Raw genomic sequence first — 15,590 nt, 5'->3', positions numbered from 1 at the left:
ATCATTCAACGGCTGGTTTTTTAGCAGCTTTGATTGCCGCGTCAACCTGTTCGGCTGCATTAGCCTGCATCCCCGGCATAACGTGAGAATAGAGGTCGAGAGTAATACCGACTGTCGAGTGCCCGAGGCGTTCGCTGGCAATCTTGGGATGGACGCCGGCCGCCAGGAGCTGCGTGGCGTGCGAGTGCCGCAGGTCGTGGAAACGGATATGGGGCAGGGAGGTCTTGCTGATGAGCCGGGTCCACTCGTGGGTCAACGAAGTGGGCTTCAGCGGGCGTCCATCGATCTGCGCGACAACGAAGGCATTTTCATCCGGCCGGATGCCAAGCTTCAGTTGCTCCTCACCTTGATTCGCCCGGTGCTTTCTGAGTTCTGCAACTACAGTCGTGGATAATGCGACCGTCCGCGACTTGCCCGACTTCGGCTCTTTGTAACGAACCTCCCTCCCGACCTGCTCAGCGCTGTATCGCACCGAAATGCTCGCAGCGGCCAAATCGACGTCCCGCCAGCGCAAGGCAAGGATTTCCCCTCGGCGAAGGCCGCATAGCGAGGCCAGGAGAGCAGGGACGAACATTCGGGTGTCCCGCAGTCCGTCGAGCATCTGGCCCATCTGCAATGCGCCATAAGCCTCCATCGACGCACGCTCGACCTTAGGCGGTCGCGTCGCTGCTACCGGGTTCTTCTTGAGCAAATCCCATTTTACGGCCTGATCCATCGCCGTCAGCATCACGCGGCGGCAATGATGCACGGTGCGCGGAGAGAGGCCGCCCTTGCCGTTCCGTTTCCCGCTTTCGAGAAGCTGGCCCCATGTAGCATCGATCCGCGCCGCCGACAGCTTGTTGAGGGTAACGCTGCCGAGGATCGGCGCGACGTTCTTCAGGAGAAGTTCCTCATACCGCTGGTGGGTTTTAGGGGAGACATTGGCTTTCTCGTGCTTAAGCCAGTGCTCGAAATATTCGCGGACTGTCGTCTTTGCCGGCTCTACATAGCTGCCGCCGTCGAGTTCCGCGATTAGCCTGGCGCATTCGACTTGCGCTTGCCGCTTTGTGCCGTGGAATGTGTGCCACTTCCGGCGGCGCCTGCCGGTCTCAGGATTCGGTACATCAAGGATGATAGCCCACTTGCCGGGACTGCGCTCGCGGATGTGTCCTTTCATTCAGTCCCCTCCGTGTTTTTCTTTAGCAGAAGGTCATCGTCCATAATCGGGTTTAGGTGCCTAAGCTCTTCAATCTTGCTGTTCCAAACTTCGTTTCTGATGTGCTTCGCCGCGGCTAGCGCTTCCTCCATGTCCCCGCTTTCTCGGAGCACCGCGGCAACCCGCGTCACCGTCAGAACATCAAGCCAAGCAAACATCAAAGCACGGTAGACGACTTTACCTCCCCGACTTTCAAAATCGCCGTCTTGAAGGTGCTCGATGTATGTGGTGAGCGCATCATCGATGCTGACTTCCGATTGTTTGATCCAGTCGTCCGTTGCCATCCCGATTTTCGCGAGGCGACGGATTGCATCGGACCTAGTGGCTATTCTGTTGGCGAACCGCCAATCGTCAATTCCTTGAAGCTCCTCGTCTGACATCATTATCGGAACTCGATTTTCTCTCGGTTTGACCACGACCGCACACCTTTCAGCACATCTTAGCATCTTCCTTAAAAAATCGGCACAAAAAGCACAAGCAGGCTTGATCTAAAACACGGTATCGTTAAATATAAAAAAACGGCACAACAAGCGCCGTAAGTGCTGATTTTTGGAGAAGCTGATGACGCTCGAAGAAGCCCTCTCACGACCCACAATTCCGGTACCTGAGGCTGGTAAGTTGTTTTTTGGCCTTGGCAGAAACGCGGCGTATGAGGCTGCGAAACGTGGGGATTTCCAAACCATCAAAGTCGGCGGCAAGGTTGTCGTGCCCGTCGTGCCGCTTGCGGCGATGCTTGGATTGCAGGCAACAGTTGGGAAGGCGGCATGATTCAGGTCGTCAAAGTCGATTGGAGCAGCAAAGACGTCACGGGTGAAGACTATAGCGTCCATGCCGTGCCGGAGGCAGTGGTCCGTGGCTTCATGATCAACGTTCCGACGCTCATCCAATACCCGAATGGGAAGATTAAGACGGGCAATCAGGTCAAAGTCACACCTGCCGGCCTCGATTATCTCAAGCGACAGATGCCAGTCGAGATGCGCGCGCCAGAGGGCCAAGCATGAGGGCAGGGGTCGACGCGGGGTTTTGGAGCCGTTGCCAGCAGCATCAAGCAAGTGAGGCCCGGCCGCGCTGGCGGGCGCGTTACCGGGCGCAAGACGTGCGACAATTCAACAAGGATGCCACCAAGATATCCACCACGGGGTCAGATATCAACGTGGGTCCGCATTCCTAGACGAGGTAGGCAATGCGTAAGACCGATTTCCTCAAGTTCCGTATCGCTCATGAAGATCATGAACGGGTTGTTTCTGGCCGGCAGGCTTGGTGCCTCCGCCAACTACTGAAGGCAGGAGAGCGCGGGTTCACCACTGTAGACGATCCGGCCCCCCGCACATCCGACTATGTACATAGCCTGCGAAAGGCCGGGCTTAATATCACGACGACACGCGAACGCCACACAGGCCAGTATCCGGGCCAGCACGGGCGGTATCGGCTCGTGGACGAGATCATTGTACTTCACGACCCGGAGGCGCGCCATTGAGCGAAACCACGTCTCCGTCCCTGCAGAGCGCCGTGGTCGCAGAGGCCGCTTCTTGGCTCGCTGATCAGAAGGAGCCGCCCCACGCCGCGGTTCCCGCTCTTAAACAGCGCTTCGGCCTCAGCGCCGTCCAAGCCTGCGAGGCGATCAAATTAGCATCGATTGCGCGCCAGCACGGAACGGAAAAGGGCTAACTTTCCATGGTAGCTTCCGAAGCCCTAGAAGTGATTGGCGATAGCATTGCGGCCGACTCCGACCTCGGGCCGATGCATCACCCCAAACTCTCAGACGTCCTTACCGGCGAAATGTCTCGCCTTCATAACGCGGGCTTTTGGCTGGTGCCGTTGGGACTTAACCGGAAACCGCTGGTGCTCCTGACGAAGAAGGACGGGACGCCCACTCGTCGCCTTCCTCTGTCTGCGGTGATAGAGAAGATGGCTGGTGCCGGCAGCTCGAACTATGGCATCCGACTACCTGGCCTTCTCGTCGTGGATATCGACACTGATACGCCAGAGGCCCACGCATATGTCGAACGGCGGTTCGGGGCTTCGTCGGTGCAGGTGAAAAGCCCAAAGGGTGTACATCACTACTACAGGTTCTCCGGCCGACGTCCGAAAAACGTCAAGCTCCCTGGGATCGTGATTGATTTCAAGCTGGGGTGCCAGGAGCACATCGCGGGTCCATTCGCGGAGCGTGAAGATGGTGGCCAATATCTGCCTTTAAGGGGCCGCCTGACAAACGCGAACGCCCTACCGGTATTCGAAGATAAAGAGCCCACAGCCGTTGCCGCGCCGACCGCCGTCCGGGTGTCCTTAGAAAACGCCGAGCGACAAGAACGCATCCCCACAGGCGCACGCAACAACATGCTGTGCAAGGCTGCAATCCGATTTGTGTCCGTTTCGGATACAAAGGACGAGCTTCTTGCTGATCTGCTTCAGTACCGTAACATCCATTTCGAAGAGCCCTCTTCAGTGTCAGATGCCGAGGTGGCGGCGGTCGCCGATTGGGCATTCCAACTGATGCTCGACGGCAAGGTTTACCAAGGGAGGAAATCGGGCGTGCTGATCCCCAGAGAGTCCATTGATAAGCTGGCGGCTCGTGGCGAGGGCACCGCGTTGCTGCTCTATTCAATCATTCAGGCCGACCTTGGGCACAAGCCGAACTATGAGTTCTCCATCGTCCCCGATGCCCTCAAGAAATCGGGAAAACTCAAAGCAGGTCGTCGGCAAATCTACGAAGCTATCGACATCCTCGTCGACGAAAAGCTGATCGATGTGTCGTTCTATTCGAGCATTCCGAAAGTCCCCCATCGCTACAGGCTACCAGGGGGGGGAGAGGAGAGAGGGTTTAATACTTACATTGATATCCCAATCGGACACAAAGGGATCACGGTCTATGAAGGTGAAGTCGATGCGTCAGCTTGATCTCTTCGAATGGGCGAAAAGCCGCCCGACTGCGAAAATCCTCGATTGGAACCAGCCATTCGCAAAGCGTGTGATGGCACGCCTTCACGAGTTCGATGACGACTTCCCCAAGCCCTATTACCCGGAAAGCGTGGTGTCGTTCCCGGAGCGAAAGCGAGGTGTCGCATGATCGTGAGGCCGAAACCCGATGCCACATGGGGCATCTATCGCGAGCCACACGGTAAGGTCGCCATCGCTGGGACTTGTGCGACGAAAGCCGAGGCTTGGCGGTGGATCAACCAGCGCAACGGTTCCCCGAAATCGAAGTCCGAACACAGGGCCGAACGGCTGTTCGGAAAGCGCGCCGAAGGACAACACCAATGACCGACAAAATCGAAAAGCTCGCGACCGCGCTCTACGAGGCGTCTGGCGAATTCGACTGGATCGATGCCGCCGACCAGGCCAAAGAGGATATGCGCCGCCGGGCGGCCGAACTCCTGCGGGAGATGGGACTTGATGACCGGCCCGCTAACCTGCCGGCCGTTGCCGTCGCCAACGAAGGCATTTCCGATAGGGCGCTCATCCGCGAAATTGCCATGGACATCGGCAAGTCCACCGTCGAATTCCTTGAGGTGATGTATCCAGCGTCGCTGGAGGCCGTAGCAAAGATTGCCCGGCTTGGTATCCGCAACCATATCCACAACGAGATCATGTCGGCGCTCGACACGACCGACGCCGAGGCGATCCGAGCCCGGCTCTCAGAACGAAAACGCGACCGTCGCCGCCGGCTGGCTATCTATCGGCGTATCAGGGCCGAGGATAGGCATGGGCGGCGAAACGCTGCCGCCGAAACCATTGGAGGTGAAGCATGAACGCATCGGCGCAAGCTTCTATTGCGGTGTTCCCGACCGCCAGCCGAACCGGCAGGATCCGGGAAGTTGCGCGAAACCTCCTCGACCTCCCGGCCGACCCCCAATCGGATAGCTATCGCTGCCAGGTAACGCGCGGGATCGAGGCGCAATTGTCACGGATCGGGATGCCGGCCGACCAGCAACGCGACGAGGTGACCACGTTCTGGCAGGCGGTGCGCGACGAGATGGGCCGACAGGTTATCGACCGGCTCAAGGGCGAGATTGATCCGAAGGGGGCGGCATGACCTGGGGCTTTTCGTTCAAAAACTATCGAGCCTTGTTCGAGGTGGAGCAGCAGCGCCACGCCGACGAGAGGCAGCGCGCCGACCACTGGCAGGCCAGAGCCTTGGAGGAAAGCGCCCGCGCTAATCGAGCCGAAGCGGAGGTGACACGCCTCAGAGAATGGCCGACGCTCTTTTGCTCGTTCTGTGACAAGAGCCAGCACCAAGTCAAAAGGCTGATCGCCGGCCAGGCTCGTGTCTTCATCTGCGACGAATGCGCCTGCCTAGCGGCTGATATCGTCAAGGAGGCCACCCGTTGATCCTGCTCGACCTCATCAAGCTTAGGCTCCGTCTTCGCTCGCAGCGCCGCCAAGATGCCTTCCGCCATCAAATCGCGGCAAGGGAGCGCGCCGCCTTCAAAAACGCGCGTGCTGGCCTCCTACGGGGCGAGGAATCCACATCAAAATCACAAGCAGGGAAGGACGACCGCCGATGAAGGAAGAAATGAAACGCCTGTTCGAAGACTGCTCGTCGGTAACAGAAGCCTGCGAAATTCATATCGAGGCGGCAAGAGAGGGATTTGCGAACACATGGCCTGCACAGGAACAGTGGGATGGTGAATTGCCGTACCGCTCCCTAGATGAAGCAATTGCGGACATGCGTGCCACCTTTGACCGGTGCATTTCTTTCGGCCGGGCATATGGCGACATGCTATCCCAGCGCGCCGACATAGCTTCGATTTCGGATGACGAGATTTTCCGGGTGCTGACCGGGCTGCTTTCCAGCGATATGCCAGAACTGGAAGCGGCTCAGATGCCAGAGGAAACCGCCCATCTGGCGCGCACCATCGTTCGCATGGCCCTCAATGAACGGCTTGCCGAAATTCGACTTGAGGCCATCGCTCGAAGAACGCCAGCGCGCGCTTGGTGGAAGAACTCCGACGATCCTATAGGCGATGCTGGTCGTCTTCTTGGCGAGATGCAGGCCTTGCGCGCACCTCACCGCGTTGATGTTTTCAGCGACGAGAAAATGTTGCAAAGCGTGAAGGACGAGGCCGCCGATTTGTTGCCTGAGTTACGCAAGATGAATGTCGAAGCTGCAGAAAGCCTCCTAGAGGTCGTCCTTGGCATCGCAGCGGGCCGGTTGGCGGAAATTCGAGCCTCTCACACGCCATCCGCATCTAGCAATAAGCGGCCCAACTGAAGGGCGGCCGATGACGGCAACAGCAGCAAAGTTTGACACTGACAAATTCCGTAAGGTCGCGGCGCTGATTACCGGCGGCGCGACAGAAGGCGAGCGCGCATCGGCAAAGGCAAGGGCGGAAGCGATAGCCGGTCGGGCGGGAATGACGCTGAAACAGGCGATGGCAAAGATTGACAGCAAGCCCGCGCCGAAATCCGCCAATTTCTTCGAAGGATTCGACGATTGGATGGAGAAGCGGGAGCCGGGCCACAAGGCTCGGCAGGCGCAGAAGAATGCCGACCGCCAAAGCCGCAAGGCAATGAGGCGTGCTGAAATCCTGAAGACGTTCGGCACAATGAAAGCTTTCTTCGACGCAACGCCAATGGAGGAGGCGCTGATCCAGGCGGCCAAACCCTTTGCAAGGCGTGAAGTCCACGAGGATTGGTGCGGCACGCGTAGAAACTTCACAGTTGAACTAGGCGGATGCTCGGACGATATCTGGATGGTCGAGAACACGAGCGGCGAGGCAAAGGCGGCGATCCGAAATGCCGTTCCTTTCCCGGCCACCATTCGCGGCCTCTTGGACGAATACCGCATGTGGGAGGCATTGCGGCGAGACAGGCAGGCTTTCATTGACGGTGAATATTATCCCCGCCGAGAGGCCGAATTGCGCTCGCGTCTGGTGCAGGAGGAATTGAAGACTAGGCCCGTTGCGTCCTGGGATGACATGCAGGCCCGCTTCGATTTCAAGCGCTTCGAATGGGAAAGCCAATGGCTGGACCCGCAGGAGCGCAAGGACGAAGAGGCCGACCGGCTGGAGGCAGACTTTGCAATTCTTCGCGACCTCTATGTCAAACATTGCCAGCCGGCCGAACACCCGGCCCAAAATCCAGACGATGAAAAGGGCCTCCACAGTATGGAGGCCCCCACCGCCGGCTACCGTACCAACGCCGACCGCAAGTCCGCAGTGCTCTCCGCGCTCCGCGACAACCCCGGTCTGTCGGATCGGGAAATAGCGCGCATTGCCGGCGTGTCACACCAGACCGTGAGCAACTGGCGGCGACGGCTTCAGGCAGTAAAGGATGCTGCTGCTTGAGCTTCCCCATCCCTGTCCCGATGCGGCCCGAGGAGGTCATTTCCGTCAAGGAGGCGGCGCACGTCGCGGCGATGCAAGAGCGCATTATCCGTCGATGGTCGCGGGATTATGGTATCGGTCGGCAGGCGGAACCGGGGAGCCCGCTGCAAATATCGGTGGTGGCCTTGGAGATGCGGCTGTGCGGAGATGACGAGGCGCTGGAGCTTCTTCGCCTCAATCGCAGGACGGAACCGAAGGTCTGTTTCTATCTCGAACGGCTCGGATTTACGGCTTGATGTGCATAGACCGCCAAACGATGTAACATCCGGTATATCAACACAGAATCCCGATTGTGAGAAAATGCTTCCGTATCAAACCACGGAGGCATTTTTTATGACCGACGCAAAGACCACGAGGAAGGAACCTGCCGTTCCTGTCGCCCTTCGCGGGGCGAACGTGATGAAGACATTTCGGGACGCTCTATTCGATGAGAGCAACCGCTGCGGCATGAGCCCGAACGAGTTTTGCCTTTGGGCGACATTCGAGAAGCTGCAGCGATCCGGCCGCAATATTTCTGGCCTGTTCTGGAAAGGCGATCATGACGGCAATGGGGGGCTTGCTGCATGACGAGCATCCTTCGGTATGCGAACCAAGGCGCGATCCGCAATCAGCCCCTTGTCCCAGGCCTCGCCAGCAACCTTGAACGCGCCGTCACTGCCGTCTACGGCCCCGGTGCGTACCTCCAGGTCTACAGCGGCGGTCAGCCCGGTAAAGGCGAAGACGGCGCGCGCACCGGATCGATCCGGCACGATCATGGCCGCGCGGCTGATATCCGCGTGTTTGGAGCCGATGGCAAACAGATCAGCGGCGATGGCTTGGCTCCATTGGGCCAATTCTGGCGCGCAAACAATCTCGGCGGTGTCGGCATGGAAATGCACGGCGGCGGAATCCATCTCGACGATTGGACGAAGCCTCCGCCGGGCGGCGGCATGAACTGGAACTACGCGAACCAGGGCGGCACCTATACCGATGCCATGGCCTCAGCAATCGCGGCTGGCAACAAGGGCGTGATGCCCACGCTTTTCGGCGGCGAAACCCCATCCCCCACGACAATGACCGCGGGCGCTTCTGATGCGCTACAGAACACAGGAGACGCGCCAACCATGGCCTATAATGCCCAGCAAAAACCTTCCCCGGCGTTCGCCGCGATTGACCAGCAAACGACCGGCTCGACACAGCCCGCCATGGCCTCGGCAGCGCCGGAGCCGAAGAAGCGCAGTGGTCTATTTGGCGGCCTTATCGGCGAAGGCGGTCTGATCGACCCCACCAGCGAACAGTTCTTGCTCGCCGCAACCCTGATTGCGAACGGCATGAAGCCACCGGGCCAGATGATGGACGGCATTCCGGAAGCATTGCTGGCGGGGCGGAGAATGAGCGATGCCAGAGAGCAGAAGGCCAAAGACGAGAAGATTCTGAACGAAACAACGCGGTGGCTTCGCGAGCGAGACCCCGACCTCGCTTCCCTCGTCGAAAACCGTATCCTTCCGGGCGGCGATGCTGTGACGCAATTCTATGCGCGTCAGAAGGAGGCGAAGGAGGAGCAAACGTGGCGAGACCGCGTGAAGTACCAGGCGGAAGTCCAGCAAAGCGACCCGAAGTACCAGCTTGATCTTCAGAACGCGCGCACCGAAGCCGACCAGCGGAACCAGACCGCCCAATGGCTGAATGACAACGAACCGGAAATCGGAAGCCTTGTGAAGGCGGGGATGCCGGTGGCTGACGGATACAAGCTCGCCTATGAGAAGCGCTATCCCAAACCGGACCGACAGTGGGTGCAGCTCCAGAACGGTGATTTCGGATGGGCTGATAAGAAAAGCGGTCAGTTTGAAAAACTCGGCAGCGCACCGAAGGTTGGCGGAGATAACGGCGCGGAACTCCCGGCGGAAATGGGCGCGCGTATCGGGCTCGGGGACAAGTTCCTGGCTCAGGTGCCGGCAATCCGCAAGCGGATCGAAAACGGCGATGCAAGCGGGCTTTGGGATAAAACGATGCTTGCCACCGGCAGCGGCGGTGCGGGTCAATTGTGGCGTCAGATCGAAACCGGCCGTGATGCTCTTGTGCGAAATTTGACCGGCGCTGGTATGCCGGAGTCGGAAGCGCAGAACCAAGCGGCGCGCTATCAGATCGGCGTGACAGACAGTGTCGAAACCATGCTCGACAAACTCACCAATCTTGAGGCCGACCTGCGCGCCACCCGATCCGGCGCTATCGGCGCAAAGACGGGCAAACTTTCTCTCACCCCGGCTCCCGGCAGCGGTAGTGATCCGGCAGGAGCTTTGGATGAGGCTCGGACGGCTATCGCTAAGGGTGCTCCGCGTGAGGCAATCATTCAACGACTTACGCAAATGGGCATCAGCCCGGAGGGTCTGTGATGGCTGGATTGTTCGATGATTTGATCCCCGCAACGGGGAGCGGCGCGCCTGCCATTATGGCTCCGCCTTCCGGCAACGAAGCTCGCGTGCCCGTGACCGCCTTCAAGCCGGGAGCGTTTGACGACCTCATCCCGGCAGCGCCGGAAGAACAGCCAACGACCGTAACCGGCACGCTCGATGCTTTCGGCCGTGGTGTTGCCAAGGGCGCGGGATTCGGATGGGCAGACGAGGCCGGTGCCGCTGCCCGATATCTCGGCGGCAAGGTTTTCCCGTGGCAACCGGAAGTCACCTATGACGAGGCGTTGCGAGAGGTGCGCGGCGAAGACAAGGCCGTTGCCGATGCGAACCCGACCGCTGATATTGCCGGCCAGGTGACGGGCGTCGTCGGTTCCGCTGCGGCACTGCCGCGGATGGGGCTTTCCGCCACTGCGAAGGCCATCGATAGCGGGGCGAAGCTTGGCAAAGTCGCCCGTGCCTCTGCACTGGATACCGGCGTCATGGGCGCGGTAGCTGGCGCTGGCGATGCTGAAGGCGGGTTGGAAGAGCGTGCGAGAGGAGCAGTCGAGGGCGGCGTAGGTGGTGTGGTGCTAGGAGCAATCGCGCCGGCTGCATTGTCTGTTGCTGGAAGCGCCGCGCGAAAGGCTATCTCGCCGTTCATGTCCTCGCCGGAACGAATGAAGGCTGTCGAAACGCTCGCCCGCGAAGGCGTCGAGACCACGGCCGGCCAGCGCACGGGGAATAACACCCTGCGATTTGCCGAGAGCGAGCTTGGCGGTCAGCGCGCGGCCGATCTGATGGAGCGGCAGGGCGAGCAATTCACGGCAGCGGCATTGAAGCGCGCCGGTATCGATGCGGAGCGGGCAACGCCGGAAGTCGTCGATCAGGCCTTCAGCCGCATCGGCAAACAGTTCGATGACCTCGCCGCGCGCAACAAGATTTTGCCGGATCAGAAGATGGCGAAAGACCTTGGCGCATCGGTCCAGGATTATTTCGCTATGGTGCCGCCATCGCAGCGCGCGCCCGTGGTGATGGACACGGTGATGGATATCGGCAACGCTCTGAAGGCTGGCCCGCTCGATGGCGCGGCCTATCAATCGCTCCGCTCCCGGCTCGACCGGCTGGCGCGCGGCACGGCTGACCCGCAGCTAAAGGACGTGCTGTTCAACATCCGCAACACGCTTGATGACGGTATGGAAAGGAGCATGAAGTTATTCAACCCGAAAGACGTTGATCTGTGGAAAGAAGCCCGCAATCAGTACCGGAACATGATCGTGCTGGAAAAGGCATCGACCGCAGCAGGCGAGAACGCCGCAAACGGTATCATCTCCCCTTCGTCGCTCCGCAACGCCACGGTATCCGGCCATGGCCGCCGAAACTATGCGCGAGGCAAGGGCGACTTCGCGGAACTGGCACGCGCCGGGGAAGCTGTGATGAAGCCGCTGCCGAATTCGGGAACTGCCGGGCGGCTCAATGCGCAGAGCCTTGGACTTGGTGTCGCCGGCCTCTTGGGCGGCGGCGCGGGCTATGCGAGCGGTGGTGATCCGTCGAGCATGATCGGCGGTGCCGCTGCCGGCTTCCTCGCTCCTCGCATCGCCGGAAACCTGTTGATGCAGCCGGCCATCCAAGGCTTGCTCTCCAATCAGCTTGGCCGAACGATGACCGCGCCGCCGCCTGTCCGCTCGTTGCTCCACGCATTGGTGAACAGGAGTTCGGCGGAAGAATCAGCGCCGGTCGGCGGGCTTCTTCTTGGACGGTGAGAAAATGTAGCGGTTATCGGTGATGTCCGTAGCCCAATATGCGAACATCGCGCCTGTTGCGAACCCTAGTCCGATATCGAGCCACCGGGGCGAATTCAGCCACAGGAAGCCGACCCATAGTGCGCCCACGAAGATCCACGCCTTAATCCAAGGCCAAGGCCCTTCCGGGCGCACTTCGTTTTCGTTGTGGTCGATAATCGGCGGTTCGCTCATGCGCACGAAGATGACCATGCCCCGGCCGGCTGTCAACGATGCCGGCACGCGCGTCGCCTCGGTAAATGCCTAACGGTAGACCGAGCCTCTCGGCACCGTCGCGAGGAACTGGCACGGAACATTGGTCTTGAGCTTCCATTGAGGCACCCCGAGGCCAGGAGGCCATTTCAAATCCTTTCCGTCCCACTCCTTGCCGCCGGGCAGGTGGGTATAGGCTCCCAACAGGTCGAAGTCGGTCGCCTCGATGTCCCGCGTGAAGGTGAACACGTCGAAGCCATGCGCGAGGTAGCCCACCTGAAAGCCAAGCACCCGCTCCAATTCTTCCGGCATTCTTCCCAGAATGGCGCCTTCGGTGCCGAACCAGCCGGTTATCTCTTTCGTCAACAGCGGGTTTCGCCGCGGATCATGTGGCACGACCTTTACGGGACGGTAGGGCTTCTTCCGATTGATCTTGGATAACGCCAGCGCCTTGAGCGTCTTTTCGTTGAACTCCATAGGCCTCCTCCATGGTTGCGCGGGTCGCAAGCAGGGGAACACGCTAACCTTGAAGGCGATGGGCGCGCCAGTAAGGCATTCGGGTAAAGCCCGGTCGGGCTATACAATTGGCGCCCCACCGCATGGCGATATTCAATCGGGTGGGCCGGCATCCCGAGGTTCGCTCGCTGGCGTTTAATAATGCCGAAATACTGCCATGCTCCGGGCAATGACGTGGGCAATCTCGAACCGGAAAATTCCCGGTTCGGCGGTTCTCGACGTGGCGTTGATAATCGTCCCCGATTACAAACAGCATTGTCTGATAATACAGCCGGGAAACAGCCGAGAAGGGTTTTGCGAGAGACCGGACCGCCTATGCCATTTGCGCGGGCCTAGAACGGCCTCTGAGCGCGACGAAGGGCTTTCGCCTGATACAATGCCGGTCAGACCTTCTTGCGCCTCAGCAGGCCGAAAATGGCAGGGCGTTCGCTCCGGCCGGGCAAGCAGAAGTAAGCAATCCGGCGTCGATCTGTATAATCTTCAAACGGTATGCGGATGCCGCGGTGATGTTGAGAAATGTTGAGGTCGCGTTGGCGATTTCGGTCGAAGCTTTCCGGCTCCCGCCAAGCAATAGAGGCGGGCTGACGAGAACGCGCGGCCAAGGGTAGGGTAGGCCGCCCGGACAGCGCTTCGAATTCTCAGGCGGGGTAAGGCCCGGTATGGAGGAGAGGAAGGGTGTCGCTTTAACCGACACCCTGAATACCGATCGGTCAACCCCTTCGTCCTCGCTCCCGGCCGCCGCCCATGCCTCCGCCAGAGCTTCCGGCGCTGCCGCTCGACCGGCCGCCCGAGTTGCTATCTCTACCGCCGGGACCAGCGCCGCCGAGACCGTCACCGCGAGAGCCGCCGATCATTCCGAGCAGTCCGCCAAGAGGGCCACCGGTGCCGCCGGCCGGCATACCGCGGCCAGCAATCCGGTTACCGGCGAGCGCGCCAAGGATGCCGCCGATAGGGCCAGCTAAAGCAGTCCCTAGCAACCCGCCGAACACAGCTCCCGCCTTCGGGCTCACACGACCGTTGAACGATGGCGACGTAGTATCGCGCGCGTTCAGCTCTGCAGGCGAAAGACCGACGTTGCCGCCAGCGTTCGGACCATAAGATGGAGCCGCAGGACCGTTGTACGAGACGCCGGGGTGACCGGCCATTTGATTGCCGATTGCTGTTTGTGCGGGAGAAGGCGCGGCGGTCGGAGCATAGGACGTTGCCGTTGGTGGAGCCATGTTCACGGCATAGCCAGGAGGGGCTGTACCGATGACGCCGCCGATCAGATCGTAGCCTTGCTGGTTCAGGTCATTCACTGTCGTGCCGGGAGTAATGGAAATCCCCCGCGCCGCAGCCAATGCCGCCTGATTGGCTCTCTCGACGGCAGCGGCATATTGGGCGCGCTGCATCGATGACAAGTTCGCATATTTCTCCATGTCCGAGATGCCGGGGTTGACGACGTTGTCGGTTCTGAAGGAATTGTTGAACCGATCTCCGAACCCTTCGCTTGCACCACGCGGCCCACCACTATAGGGGCCGCCATATGTCGAATAGGGCATGTGATCCTCCCTGTTTCCACCGACATCATGTCGGCCCTGGTTGACGAGCCGGAGTATACGGGAAACGGCGAATCCGGTCCATTCAAGGCGGTCACTCTCGATCTGGAACAGAGAGCTTTCCTATGGAGTTGGGCGCTCCTTTTCATGCGATTGTTGAGCTGGGCGTTTTCCCGTAAATACGGGGAAAATACGGGAAAGCCGATTTCGAAATCCGACCCCTTTTAGGGCCTGACAAAACCAGACCTCGCGGACGTGGTTTGTGGGGATCGAAGACAAGTCCCGCTGAGTTTCCGTACGCCGTAAAAAGGCGGGAAGCATGCTAAGGAATGCTAAGGCGCCGGCCGCTTTCTCATCGAGCCGATGCGCGCCGATTTGAATTTTGCGACCAGTACGCGCACACGCGCGAAAGGCCGCCAGAACGGAACGCCGCTTTCCTGATAATACACCGCGGAAACACGGCGCTACCCGCCTTCAAAAAGGGAAGCGGGCCGGTTCGGCACCGAGGCCCATAACAAGGGCGGTATGCTGTCAAATGCTGTCATTTGCCCCTGTTGTTACAGGGTGGAAACAGGCCGGGGCGAACTTAGAAAACTTCAGGTCCGAGGATATTTTCGGACCAGTACGCGCGGGCGCGCGCGCGAGGCTTGCCGAAACGATTGTTCAGCGATAAATCGATGGTAGTGAAAGATTGTTCGATAATTGCGAATAGTCGTTCCACCATCGGTTTGATTGCGAGGCACCCCATGCTCAAGGAAATCGAAATCGAGGATATCGGAACCTACCGCCTGCCGAACATGTGGCAGCATTCGAGGATCCGGGTAATCAGAGGCCCTAACCAGCATCTTGCAATCCTTGCCTTCGGGCTTGGGATGACGCTGAAGCAGTTCAAGAAGCTGCCCACCGAAAAGCAGGACGAGGTACACCGCGCTTGGTGCCGGCTGGTGAAGTCTTCGAACATGCCGCGGATGGCCGCCTAATGGCCGTCTATCGCGCTGGGAAGAAATGCCTGCGGGACTGGATCGTCGGCACCGATGACGCCGCCAAGGCAATCCACGTTTCGCTCCACCAGTTCCGTTTGCTTGTCGAAGAGGGCTTTATCCGGCCGACGGCGCGCAAGGGCTTCTATCGCCTTGGATGCCTCATAGACGGTCATGCGGAGGCTGTCAGGCTTGGTCGGATCAAAGCCCCGCATGAGCGTCCGCAGAACCGCGCCGTGCATCTAGCCGCTGTTGTGGGCCAACCAACGGTGCGCGATATCGCGGCATAAATTGCCCAGGTCCAATTGACCACCGATTATGCGCTCGTACCACAGGCTCGGATACCTGTAGCCGGCAGGTTGATAATCCACCTATCAACCTCAGACTCAAGCCATCTGACGCACGCTGGACCAAGCTGACGAGGTCGCGGGAAGGTGCCCGCGTCCATGTAACGATAGATCGTCGAGCTTCCAAGCGATGTGCGAACCATCACGTCTTTGAGGCGGAGCAAGCGGTCAGCTTTGCTCGTATCGATAATTCCAGCCATATCGTAAACTCCGTTAGCTCGCCGGTCTTCGGCACGAAGCGGAGGGTAGCCCGTTAGCTATGAACTAATATTCAAGCGAAGCAATGTGACGCCAACTCCTGCTCTGACAATTTGAAGGAATGATACGG

At 59.6% G+C, this 15,590-nt stretch carries 22 protein-coding genes and 1 pseudogene; 16 read left to right on the top strand and 7 right to left on the bottom strand.

The features are described from left to right. Position 1: 1 nt before the first annotated feature. Positions 2–1,156: a site-specific integrase gene (locus GTU70_RS00330; RefSeq protein ID WP_166096737.1), complete on the bottom strand. Its 1,155-nt coding sequence runs from the start codon at positions 1,154–1,156 to the stop codon at positions 2–4. Continuing rightward, complete coding sequence (locus GTU70_RS00325; protein ID WP_166096735.1) at positions 1,153–1,578, bottom strand: hypothetical protein; 426 nt, start codon at positions 1,576–1,578, stop codon at positions 1,153–1,155. Before GTU70_RS00325 ends, GTU70_RS00330 begins: the two co-directional genes overlap by 4 nt. Positions 1,579–1,756: 178 nt before the next feature. Here GTU70_RS00325 and GTU70_RS00320 point away from each other — a divergent pair, with 178 nt between their 5' ends. The 12 genes and pseudogenes from GTU70_RS00320 (at position 1,757) to GTU70_RS00265 (ending at position 8,088) form a co-directional block, all read left to right on the top strand. Beyond that, positions 1,757–1,963, top strand: a complete 207-nt coding sequence (locus GTU70_RS00320) for a DNA-binding protein (RefSeq protein ID WP_166096734.1) — start codon at positions 1,757–1,759, stop codon at positions 1,961–1,963. Then, entirely contained in the window at positions 1,960–2,196 is a 237-nt protein-coding gene (locus tag GTU70_RS00315) for a hypothetical protein (protein ID WP_166096732.1), read from the top strand. The genes GTU70_RS00320 and GTU70_RS00315 overlap by 4 nt, the downstream gene beginning before the upstream one ends. 182 nt (positions 2,197–2,378) lie before the next feature. Further along, entirely contained in the window at positions 2,379–2,672 is a 294-nt protein-coding gene (locus GTU70_RS00310; protein WP_166096731.1) for a winged helix domain-containing protein, read from the top strand. Between the two features lie 197 nt (positions 2,673–2,869). Next, positions 2,870–4,093: a bifunctional DNA primase/polymerase gene (locus tag GTU70_RS00305; protein WP_166096730.1), complete on the top strand. Its 1,224-nt coding sequence runs from the start codon at positions 2,870–2,872 to the stop codon at positions 4,091–4,093. Then, complete coding sequence (locus GTU70_RS00300) at positions 4,080–4,262, top strand: hypothetical protein (RefSeq protein WP_166096728.1); 183 nt, start codon at positions 4,080–4,082, stop codon at positions 4,260–4,262. The genes GTU70_RS00305 and GTU70_RS00300 overlap by 14 nt, the downstream gene beginning before the upstream one ends. Positions 4,263–4,452: 190 nt before the next feature. After that, positions 4,453–4,944, top strand: coding sequence for a hypothetical protein (locus GTU70_RS00295; protein ID WP_166096726.1), 492 nt, complete (start codon positions 4,453–4,455; stop codon positions 4,942–4,944). Continuing rightward, entirely contained in the window at positions 4,941–5,228 is a 288-nt protein-coding gene (locus tag GTU70_RS00290) for a DUF6074 family protein (protein WP_166096724.1), read from the top strand. Before GTU70_RS00295 ends, GTU70_RS00290 begins: the two co-directional genes overlap by 4 nt. A 140-nt stretch (positions 5,229–5,368) precedes the next feature. Next, positions 5,369–5,521 (top strand): annotated as a pseudogene (locus tag GTU70_RS01160) (ClpX C4-type zinc finger protein); the annotation flags it as partial. Positions 5,522–5,696: 175 nt separating this feature from the next. Further along, complete coding sequence (locus GTU70_RS00280; protein WP_166096721.1) at positions 5,697–6,407, top strand: hypothetical protein; 711 nt, start codon at positions 5,697–5,699, stop codon at positions 6,405–6,407. A 10-nt stretch (positions 6,408–6,417) separates the two neighbouring features. Then, positions 6,418–7,482, top strand: coding sequence for a winged helix-turn-helix domain-containing protein (locus tag GTU70_RS00275; RefSeq protein WP_166096720.1), 1,065 nt, complete (start codon positions 6,418–6,420; stop codon positions 7,480–7,482). After that, positions 7,479–7,757 (top strand): hypothetical protein, encoded by a 279-nt coding sequence (locus GTU70_RS00270; protein WP_166096719.1) that lies wholly within the window; start codon positions 7,479–7,481, stop codon positions 7,755–7,757. Before GTU70_RS00275 ends, GTU70_RS00270 begins: the two co-directional genes overlap by 4 nt. A 64-nt stretch (positions 7,758–7,821) precedes the next feature. Beyond that, positions 7,822–8,088, top strand: coding sequence for a hypothetical protein (locus tag GTU70_RS00265; protein ID WP_166096717.1), 267 nt, complete (start codon positions 7,822–7,824; stop codon positions 8,086–8,088). Here GTU70_RS00265 and GTU70_RS00260 read toward each other — a convergent pair. Then, entirely contained in the window at positions 8,058–8,414 is a 357-nt protein-coding gene (locus GTU70_RS00260; RefSeq protein ID WP_166096716.1) for a hypothetical protein, read from the bottom strand. The genes GTU70_RS00265 and GTU70_RS00260 overlap by 31 nt on opposite strands. Between GTU70_RS00260 and GTU70_RS00255 the strand changes: the two genes are divergently transcribed. Then, positions 8,388–9,893 (top strand): hypothetical protein, encoded by a 1,506-nt coding sequence (locus tag GTU70_RS00255; protein WP_166096714.1) that lies wholly within the window; start codon positions 8,388–8,390, stop codon positions 9,891–9,893. The genes GTU70_RS00260 and GTU70_RS00255 overlap by 27 nt on opposite strands. After that, positions 9,893–11,650, top strand: coding sequence for a hypothetical protein (locus tag GTU70_RS00250; protein ID WP_166096713.1), 1,758 nt, complete (start codon positions 9,893–9,895; stop codon positions 11,648–11,650). Before GTU70_RS00255 ends, GTU70_RS00250 begins: the two co-directional genes overlap by 1 nt. On the opposite strand, the gene GTU70_RS00245 is transcribed toward GTU70_RS00250, so the two are convergent. The 3 genes from GTU70_RS00245 to GTU70_RS00235 form a co-directional block, all read right to left on the bottom strand. Further along, the gene (locus GTU70_RS00245) at positions 11,615–11,881 is read right to left on the bottom strand and encodes a DUF4175 domain-containing protein (RefSeq protein ID WP_166096712.1); all 267 of its coding nucleotides are present in this window, start codon (positions 11,879–11,881) and stop codon (positions 11,615–11,617) included. The two genes, GTU70_RS00250 and GTU70_RS00245, sit on opposite strands and share 36 nt — an antisense overlap. A gap of 51 nt (positions 11,882–11,932) precedes the next feature. Beyond that, positions 11,933–12,358, bottom strand: a complete 426-nt coding sequence (locus tag GTU70_RS00240; RefSeq protein WP_166096711.1) for a hypothetical protein — start codon at positions 12,356–12,358, stop codon at positions 11,933–11,935. 749 nt (positions 12,359–13,107) lie between these two features. Further along, positions 13,108–13,938, bottom strand: a complete 831-nt coding sequence (locus GTU70_RS00235; RefSeq protein ID WP_166096710.1) for a hypothetical protein — start codon at positions 13,936–13,938, stop codon at positions 13,108–13,110. A 644-nt stretch (positions 13,939–14,582) separates the two neighbouring features. Between GTU70_RS00235 and GTU70_RS00230 the strand changes: the two genes are divergently transcribed. After that, positions 14,583–14,915 (top strand): hypothetical protein, encoded by a 333-nt coding sequence (locus GTU70_RS00230; protein WP_166096709.1) that lies wholly within the window; start codon positions 14,583–14,585, stop codon positions 14,913–14,915. Further along, the gene (locus tag GTU70_RS00225) at positions 14,915–15,205 is read left to right on the top strand and encodes a hypothetical protein (protein ID WP_166096707.1); all 291 of its coding nucleotides are present in this window, start codon (positions 14,915–14,917) and stop codon (positions 15,203–15,205) included. Before GTU70_RS00230 ends, GTU70_RS00225 begins: the two co-directional genes overlap by 1 nt. A gap of 26 nt (positions 15,206–15,231) precedes the next feature. Here the strand turns inward: GTU70_RS00225 and GTU70_RS01220 are convergent, their stop codons facing one another. Then, positions 15,232–15,462 (bottom strand): AlpA family phage regulatory protein, encoded by a 231-nt coding sequence (locus tag GTU70_RS01220; protein WP_166096706.1) that lies wholly within the window; start codon positions 15,460–15,462, stop codon positions 15,232–15,234. Between the last annotated feature and the right edge of the window lie 128 nt (positions 15,463–15,590).

Source organism: Rhizobium flavescens (assembly GCF_011319365.1).
The sequence above is the reverse complement of the archived record's forward strand: the minus strand, read 5'-3'. Positions and strand labels throughout refer to the sequence as shown.